Source organism: Mesorhizobium sp. M7A.F.Ca.US.007.01.2.1, assembly GCF_003998165.1.
Lineage (GTDB): Bacteria > Pseudomonadota > Alphaproteobacteria > Rhizobiales > Rhizobiaceae > Mesorhizobium > Mesorhizobium ciceri.
This window is the reverse complement of record NZ_RZQP01000479.1, coordinates 1-1,373: the sequence shown is the minus strand read 5'-3', so window position 1 is coordinate 1,373 and position 1,373 is coordinate 1. Positions and strand designations below refer to the sequence as shown.

The window sequence follows — 1,373 nt, the reverse complement described above, 5'->3', positions numbered from 1 at the left end:
GCCCGCCCCCGTCCGACAGCGCCGCCGGCACCTGCACCGAAGCCGGCAACGCAAAGCTACCAGCCGACCAATGTCACGCCGTTGCCCGCCTACGGCTCCGCCAACGCCAACACCGCCCGGCACGCCCCGCCACCACCGCAGCCGGTGCAGGACAGCATCGACGACACGCTGATGAGAGAACTTGAAGTATCGCTGGACCAGCCCCGTTCGGGCGGCCAGGTGGGCAAGCCGGCGGCGCCGCAGTCGCTCGACGACGAGATGACCAAGCTTCTCGGTGAACTCTCCAGCCAGAAGAAATGAGCGACCGCCGGGTCGCTATCCCCGCGAAACACCGTCGCCGGTCCGGCTGCCGAACCACCTCGTCCGAAGCCCCGAGGGTTTTCGATCTTCGCGCGCCCTGAGCGGTGGATGCCGCACCAATGAAAATGGCCGGAAAACCGGCCATTTTCAGAATCGAGTTCGTTCGAGACAGCCGGCCGTGAGCTTCAGTCGTCGCGATAGACTTTTTCGCGGCGCTCATGCCGCTCCTGCGCTTCGATCGACAATGTCGCGATCGGACGTGCATCGAGCCGCTTCAGCGCGATCGGCTCGCCGGTTTCTTCGCAATAGCCGTAGGTGCCTTCGTCGATGCGTTGCAGGGCGGAATCGATCTTTGCAATGAGCTTGCGCTGACGGTCGCGGGCCCTGAGTTCGATGGCACGGTCGGTTTCCGAAGAGGCGCGATCGGCCAGATCGGGGTGGTTGGCGTTTTCTTGCTGCAGGATTTCCAGTGTTTCGCGCGCTTCGCGCAATATGTCATTCTTCCAGGTGACGAGCTTTGAGCGGAAGTAGGATTTCTGCCGCTCGTTCATGAACGGCTCGTCTTCGGAGGGTACGTAATCGGCGGTAACGATGTCGTTCATTCGACTCACCCAAACTGCCCCAAATTTGGCGCCTATATATTCGTCGTCCGACGCCTGCACAAGCGCAATCGGCCGCTGTTTCACGCAATTGTTAAAGTACCCGGGCACGCGTCTTTGCAGCCGCGTACGGTCGCTTTGGTACAAACTCCGCCGCGACACTTTGGATCCGGTGACGCATATTTTCCCTGATCGCGGTGACCCCGGGGCCGATATGCAAGCGCCTTTTGCAGCAGCAGCGTTGGCTGATTCGCCGTGTTTGAAGAGCACGGGCCATTGTGCGCGACGCCGTTCTCGTGGCTAATCCCGGAAGGCTTCGGCATTCGGAGGTTGGGTGAGCAGGCTTTATCTGTTGCGACATGCCAAGGCTGGCTGGGCATTGCCCGGCATGCGCGATTTCGACCGTCCGCTCGATGCGTCCGGCCGCGCCGATGCCGAAATGATGGGCGCCGCCATGCGCTCCCGCCTCTATGT

General features: G+C 62.0%; 1 protein-coding gene and 2 pseudogenes. 2 read left to right on the top strand and 1 reads right to left on the bottom strand.

What is annotated here, in order from left to right:
* A pseudogene (locus EN949_RS35305) lies at positions 1-300 on the top strand (hypothetical protein); the annotation flags it as partial.
* Positions 301-485: 185 nt separating this feature from the next.
* Here EN949_RS35305 and dksA read toward each other — a convergent pair.
* Positions 486-902 carry an RNA polymerase-binding protein DksA gene (dksA, locus tag EN949_RS35300; RefSeq protein WP_013531862.1) on the bottom strand — a complete coding sequence of 139 codons (417 nt, stop codon included), beginning with the start codon at positions 900-902 and terminating at the stop codon, positions 486-488.
* A 331-nt stretch (positions 903-1,233) separates the two neighbouring features.
* Here dksA and EN949_RS36990 point away from each other — a divergent pair.
* Positions 1,234-1,373 (top strand): annotated as a pseudogene (locus EN949_RS36990) (histidine phosphatase family protein); the annotation flags it as partial.